The sequence below is a fragment of the Paenibacillus sp. YN15 genome (assembly GCF_003285005.1).
Classification (GTDB): Bacteria; Bacillota; Bacilli; order Paenibacillales; family NBRC-103111; genus Paenibacillus_AR.
Genome location: NZ_QMFA01000027.1, coordinates 85,097 through 91,637, shown reverse-complemented (window position 1 = coordinate 91,637; position 6,541 = coordinate 85,097). Strand labels below are relative to the sequence as shown.

General features: G+C 51.0%; 7 protein-coding genes. 6 read left to right on the top strand and 1 reads right to left on the bottom strand.

Annotation, left to right across the window (positions count from 1 at the left end; all coding sequences use genetic code 11):
• From DQG13_RS20220 to DQG13_RS20195, 6 genes are all read left to right on the top strand, one after another.
• Positions 1-868, top strand: an 868-nt coding sequence (locus DQG13_RS20220; protein ID WP_181592870.1) for a type IV secretory system conjugative DNA transfer family protein, incomplete at its 5' end; no start/stop codon positions are given.
• Between the two features lie 59 nt (positions 869-927).
• Positions 928-1,155, top strand: coding sequence for a hypothetical protein (locus tag DQG13_RS20215; RefSeq protein WP_220094425.1), 228 nt, complete (start codon positions 928-930; stop codon positions 1,153-1,155).
• Between the two features lie 581 nt (positions 1,156-1,736).
• A complete protein-coding gene (locus DQG13_RS20210) occupies positions 1,737-3,569 on the top strand; it encodes a reverse transcriptase domain-containing protein (RefSeq protein ID WP_113021584.1) in 1,833 nt (610 codons plus the stop codon).
• A 226-nt stretch (positions 3,570-3,795) separates the two neighbouring features.
• On the top strand, positions 3,796-4,026 hold the full coding sequence (locus tag DQG13_RS20205) for a DUF6133 family protein (RefSeq protein WP_113021583.1): 231 nt from the start codon (positions 3,796-3,798) through the stop codon (positions 4,024-4,026).
• Between the two features lie 64 nt (positions 4,027-4,090).
• A complete protein-coding gene (locus DQG13_RS20200) occupies positions 4,091-4,927 on the top strand; it encodes a conjugal transfer protein TrbL family protein (RefSeq protein WP_113021582.1) in 837 nt (278 codons plus the stop codon).
• Positions 4,928-4,931: 4 nt separating this feature from the next.
• A complete protein-coding gene (locus tag DQG13_RS20195; protein ID WP_113021581.1) occupies positions 4,932-5,141 on the top strand; it encodes a mercury transporter in 210 nt (69 codons plus the stop codon).
• Between the two features lie 59 nt (positions 5,142-5,200).
• Here the strand turns inward: DQG13_RS20195 and DQG13_RS20190 are convergent, their stop codons facing one another.
• Positions 5,201-6,460 (bottom strand): HipA domain-containing protein, encoded by a 1,260-nt coding sequence (locus DQG13_RS20190; RefSeq protein ID WP_113021580.1) that lies wholly within the window; start codon positions 6,458-6,460, stop codon positions 5,201-5,203.
• Positions 6,461-6,541: the final 81 nt, after the last annotated feature.

The following is a 6,541-nucleotide window of genomic DNA, read 5'->3' as shown; positions in this document are numbered from 1 at the left end:
AAGGAGATCTATACCAGTTTGGGAATCGATCCACCATCCTCGTTATGAGTTCCCGGGAATCCAGGTTGCCAGTCTTGGTGAGCGGAAGCAGGCACTTTTTATCATTTTGCCGGACGAAAAAACTACGTTCTATCCGGTAGCCTCCCTCATGGTATCCCAACTCTATGAGTTGCTCACGGCCGAGGCGGACAAACGCGGTGGGCGCTTGAAGCGGCGGGTGAATTTCATGCTGGATGAGTTTGGCAACTTCACGCCCATTGCCGACTTTACCAACAAGCTCACCGTTGGCGGCGGGCGGGGCATGCGTTTCAACCTGTTTGTACAGAGCTTCGAGCAATTGAAGGAAAAATACGACGATCACGCCGCCAGTATCATCAAATCTAACTGCCAAACCTGGATTTATCTCCAGGCCGACGACCTGGAGACGCTGCGCGAAATCAGCGAAAAGCTGGGAACGTACACCACCTCCAGCTACCAGCTTTCGGCCTCCCACGGCAAATATTCCACACCAAGCACCTCTCATTCCCTTAATCTGCTGGAGCGCAAGCTGCTGACCGTAGATGAAGTACGGCGAGTGTCCCGGCCCTATCAGATTGTCCTCTCCCGCAGTCATCCCGCCATGATGTTTTCTCCCGATCTTAGCGAATGGGCCTTTAACCAGATGATGGGTTTAGGCGACAAGGAGCATAACCGCCAGGTGCGGGAAGAACGGGAGCGCAAGCGGCCCATCCGTACCGACACGAGAGAGGAGGTGAAACTGTGGAACATTTGGGTGTATTACCAAAAGGACATTGCCCGACAACTGGCCGAACAGCAGCAAGCGGCAGCAGCCAAGGGCATGGGCATGCCCCCGATGCCGGACGAGTAAGAAAATTCAACCGGTTGCCCACGCTTCATCCAAAACTTCGTTTTGTAGCGGCGATGGCTGTGACGCTTTGCTGGAACATTCTAACTTCCCCGTCCGCCTTCGCCGCAGGAGACATCAAGGACAGTAAGCTGGTAACGGGAACGGAAAAGCTGATCGGGGATGTGACCACCTGGCTGATGATCCTGGCTCCCATCGTGTCCGGCCTGCTCATCATCTATTTCTGCATTCGCCGTTCCGCCGCCGATGAAATGGATACCAAAAAATGCTGCGCCCGTAAGTATGCGTAAAATCGATACGCATACGCGGGTTTGCCGAAATTCCGCCTTGAGCAAGCGGCAGGTGAAAGTATCACGCGAGGAGTCATCGCGCCCTGTCATTCCACGACTTACTTGGATGGGAAACCTGAAGGGGAGTGTAGCATGTCGTTGTTCCCAAGCGGAACAGGCATACGGCGTATCATAAAGCTCTTCATAAAACGCGGTATGTGGGAATGAAAATCTGTGTATGAGGATAAATGCTACACTGCGTAAACGATAGCCGGAGCTTAGGGATATGGACACCCATCATGCGAAAAGAGATGAAACGCATGGAATTACGGCGGTTGTATTTCCATTTTGTACAGCCGCGTGATACTCGTAATTGGGCGACCGCGAGAAGCGGTAAACGGCGAAAGTCTTATCCGACAACACAGAACGCTCATCTTGGCAGACCTAAACGGGGATTGCCTAAACCCGGCAGTGTCGGGCATGGCAACAGAGCCTCCGTAGTAGTTTGAGGACGGGAAAGCCGTCCACAATGCGGCCGGAGCCGCTATGCGAAGGGAGGCAGTTTGTCTTTTGACACAAAGAAAGGAAGGTGCGGAGGCACGATGAGAATTCCGATTGAAGTGTTAAAAACCTTAACGGAAAAAGCGAAAGATCCCAGCTACAGGTTCCAGCGCCTTTACAGGAATCTGTACAACCCTGACTTCTATATGCTTGCCTATCAGCGGATTTATTCCAACGACGGCAGCATGACGACGGGGGTAGACGGCACTACAATCGACGGGTTGAGCGAAAAGCGAATCGAAAAGTTGATAGAATCGCTGAAAGATCACAGTTACCAGCCCAAACCGGCGCGGCGCACTTATATCGCAAAGAAGAATAGTAACAAACAGCGCCCGCTGGGGATACCGTCCGCTGACGACAAACTGTTGCAGGAAGTCGTCAAAATGATACTGGAAAGCATCTACGAGCCTACGTTTTCAGACAACTCCCACGGCTTCCGGCCTAACCGGAGCTGTCATACTGCGCTTTCGGATTTACAAGCGAAATTCACAGGCGCGAAGTGGTTTATCGAGGGCGACATCCAGGCTTGCTTTGACAGCTTTGACCACCATGTGCTGATTGAGATTCTCCGCAGGCGAATTGACGATGAGGCGTTTATTGCGCTGATGTGGAAATTCCTGAAAGCGGGATATATGGAGCAATGGAGATACCATGTGACCTATTCCGGCACCCCACAGGGTTCCGGATGCAGTCCAATCCTTGCGAACATCTACCTGAATGAGCTTGACAGCTATATGGACGAATACAAGCGCCAGTTTGATACGGGAATGAAGATGAAGCGCAACCCCGAATATATCAGGCTGGACAATCAGGCAAGACGGTTTAAGCAAAAAATCGGTAAATCATGGGACAGCATGACAGAGACGGAACGAAAGGAACATGCCAAAGCTCTCAAAAGCCTTACCACGACGAAACTGACGGTGAATCCGCAGGTTTCATCGGATAAGGGCTACAAGCGTCTGCAATATATAAGATACGCCGATGACTTCATTATCGGCATGATCGGAAGCAAGGCGGATGCAGAAGAGATCAAGGAGGATATACGCAAGTTCCTGTCTGAAAAATTGAAACTCACTCTTTCCGTAGAAAAGACCAAAATCACTCACACCAGCGACTTTGCGCGGTTTTTATCCTATGACATCACGGTTTCGCGAAGTCAAGCTATTGCAAAAGACAAAAATGGCGTGAGAAAACGGATGTACGACCGTCAGGTGCGGCTGTATGTTCCGCATGAAAAATGGGCTTCCAAGCTGAAAGCGCTTGGCGCGATTCAGGTATCCAAGGACAAGGCGGGCAACGAACGGTATAAAGCGATTCATCGCAGCGCGCTCATCAACAAGGAGGATATTTCGATTTTGCAGGCGTACAACAGCGAGGTACGCGGCCTCTACAACTATTACTGCATAGCGAACAACGCTTCTGTAATAGGGAAATTCGGGGGCCTGATGTATCACAGCATGTGCAAAACCTTTGCGGGGAAGTACACCACGAAGGTTAAGGTCATTAAGACAAAGTATGTCAAAAATGGCGCCTTCACTGTCGAATATCTAACGAAGTCAGGGGTAAAGCAACGTACATTCTACAATCAGGGCTATGGCAGAAAAGAAAAACAGGCATTTGCCGACTTGAACGTGCTGCCCATATTTAGGCGGTACGACAGACCCGCCAGCCTTGCCGCCAGAATACGGAGGAAATGCTGCGAACTATGCGGGAAAGTCGGCGAAGCAATTGAAATCCATCAGGTGAAACGCTTGAAGGATTTGACCGGCCATAGCCACTGGGAAGCCCTTATGCGCGAGAAGCGCAGAAAGACCCTTGCCGTCTGTAGTGACTGTCATAAAAACATACACAAAAGCAAATCTGTTAAGGCATGACAAATGGAGAGCCGGATACCTTGAGAGAGGTACGTCCGGTTTGGGAGGGAGTACACTTTGATGTGCTTACCTCGTGAATAATCGAATTATTGTCGCCATTGTTTCCTGCATCGGGGCAGTGCTCGGTTCGGCTACACTCAATATCATCATCGGGTACTACAAGTAAGCCAGGCTTGCTCATCAACTGGCTCTTTTTTATTTCCAAACCAATCAGGAGGGATTGAACATGAAAAAAGGACTGAAATCACTTAAGGAAAAAGCATTGCAAGCGACAAGAACCGCAAAATTGGCGCTGAACAACCGCCGCGGGGAAGGCTTCGTGGATAGCGCCGTGAAGATTTTGATGGCGGTGGTCATCGGAGCTCTGCTGCTTGGCGGACTGTACCTGCTGTTCAGCGGCACCATTCTGCCTACACTTACGGAACGGATCAGGGAAATGTTCAATTACCGGAGGTAAGAGCGAAAAGCCTTCAGTGGGAAGCGGTCCAAGCACTGCTTTCCGCAGAAAGGAGAGGCGTGTTTTGGAGAAAATTTTGCTTGTACTGATTATTGCGCTGCTAAATGGCTCGTTGGTTTACCTGAACAGCTTGCTGAAGGATATTGTACCGATTTCCTTGTATGCGGAAAAATACATGACCCTATCCACTGGTGCAAACTTGCTGGAGAACCTGTATGAGATCGTGTTTTCCTTCGGCGTCGCCTGGATGATTTTGAAGTTTTTGAAAAAGGGGTTTGAAATCTACGTACTGTGGACCGACGGTGATCCGGATGAGGAGCCGCTGTTTCTCCTGACCAACTTTTTTCGGGCGATGGCGGTAGCGATTTGCTTTCCAACCATTTATACCTGGCTGGGGCTGATGGTAGAGGATTTAACAAACCGGTTGCTCTCCGTCATCGGTGAATCCATCAATTATAACTGGCAAACATGGATGAACGCTTTAGAATCCGCCGGATTGGTGACTGCTGTGTTTGGCCTGATCTTCATCGTCTGTTTTTTCATTCTGTATTTTCAGTTCCTCATGCGAGGATTGGAAATGTTCATCTTGCGCGTAGGCATTCCCTTGGCCTGTGCCGGACTTTTGGATAACGACCGAGGCGTCTTCCGGGCCTATGCCCAAAAGTTCCTGCAATCCATGTTGGCGGTGGTGATTCAAATCGCTTTAGCCAAGTTGGGCGTGGGGCTGATGCTGCAAAACCATATGTTTTGGGGCTTAGCCTGCATGATGCTGGCCATTCGGACGCCGCGCTTTTTGGCCGACTTTGTGCTGACCACAGGGGGAGGCGGAGGCGTGGTACAAAACGTGTATCACAGCGTCAAGCTGGTAGGCATGGCCCGCAAGCTGGCCAAGGCCGGGTAAAGCGATGGTCACGCTGGAGGAATTGGCTCAGTCGCTCATTGTCCTGATTCGCCTGGGCTGCGTCTGCCGGTTCCTGTATGGTATGGTGCGCTTGTCCGGCGCGGATGAAGAAGCATCGAAATACAAGAAGCGAACCCGGAATGTGGTGCTGTTTTACGTGCTGGCCGAAAGTATTTGGCAGGTGAAGGAGATCCTGTTCTTTTACTATCGGTAGCAAAAGCCCTGCACAATCCCTGATGATAGGATGTACAGGGCTTATATTTTCCGCAACGATTATCGCTCCCAGTCCTCCTCAGACTGCATGCCGCTGTAAGCAATATCTTCTGCTACGTCGGCACTGTGTTCATCCCTCCAAAACGTGGAGCTTCGAGAACGGATAAACTCAGCCAACAACTCGATGCGTTTCAACAGGGCCGTACACAGAGCGTCGCACCGGGACGCATCCATAAAGAGTGAGCCCCGCCCTATTTCTCGAAGCTCCTCGTCTATGCCTTGCAGCGCCGCCAAATCGAGCCAGTCCACATTGGTCACCAGCTTAAGCTGCTCCTCGTGATCCTGCTTGAACGGCTTGCAGGTCAGCTTGGCGGTGGGGGAAATCAACCCCAGCGGCTTGGAGAACCACAGGGAGGAGCCGCTGTCATAAATGGGCGCAGGCCCGAGCCATTCCAAGGTTTCCGCATTCCGAACGACGCCGAAATTGTTTTGGTGCCGATCCTCATTGGCAATGAGATAGTCCACGACAATCATTCGATCAAGCGCATCAACGATGCCGGGAATCCCTAGCGCCTTACAACAGTTCACATAATGCTGGTAAATCGAGACATGATTGGGCTTTGTCTGCGTCCGCATCACATACCAAGCCGTAACCAGTTCAGTTTGGGGGGTGATGAAGTTCTCGCACACGCTGTACGGATAGTCGTCCTGAAGCAATAGCGAATAGGGAACATGGGGAATGTCGAGCCGCTCCATGATCCTGCTAGCCAGCACCTCGTTATAAGGCTCCTGTTGAGTCGCCCCGCTTCCACCTTTGATCAAGCAGCGCTTTCCTTCCAGGATCGCCCACTTTTTTTTCAGCCAGCCGTCAGAAGTATTATCCGGCGACATCAGGCTGATCCGTTCGCTGGATGAGCCTTTGCCGAACAGCACATTTCCCACATCATCAGAAAAAGGATTGTCAAAAAAATTCACCTTGGACCAGTTTACATCTGAGCCGGAGGGACAAATCCAATACTGGTCAGATAAGCTCAGCCCCAAGCTCTTATCCAGCAGCTTTTGGGTAGTGGAGAGATTGAGCTCCAGCAAAGCTTCTTTAATCCCGTCACGGCTGGCGGGAATAGCGCGGCTTCTCCACCATTCGTTCAAGGCAGCGCGGTCGATCCGCCCCCGTTTCACCGGTATTCCTACAGGAGCATGCTGCTCATGATAAACATGCCCAATGGCAGAAATCGAGCAGGTTGCTTCATCTAGCTCAATGTCGGCTACAGGGACGTGCTTGTGCATGAGCAGGTATTGCTTATGGGAGCCATCCGACATATCATCCCCTCCAAGCTTCAACTGTCCTTGACTCTTCCAATCGAATAAGACGTTTCTTTTCACGAACCGATTTCAAGTTTC

Coding starts and splice junctions, on each gene's coding strand:
- DQG13_RS20195 (WP_113021581.1), top strand. CDS start 4,932: ATGGTCACGCTGGAGGAATTGGCTCAGTCGCTCATTGTCCTGATTCGC.
- DQG13_RS20205 (WP_113021583.1), top strand. CDS start 3,796: ATGAAAAAAGGACTGAAATCACTTAAGGAAAAAGCATTGCAAGCGACA.
- DQG13_RS20190 (WP_113021580.1), bottom strand. CDS start 6,460: ATGTCGGATGGCTCCCATAAGCAATACCTGCTCATGCACAAGCACGTC.
- DQG13_RS20210 (WP_113021584.1), top strand. CDS start 1,737: ATGAGAATTCCGATTGAAGTGTTAAAAACCTTAACGGAAAAAGCGAAA.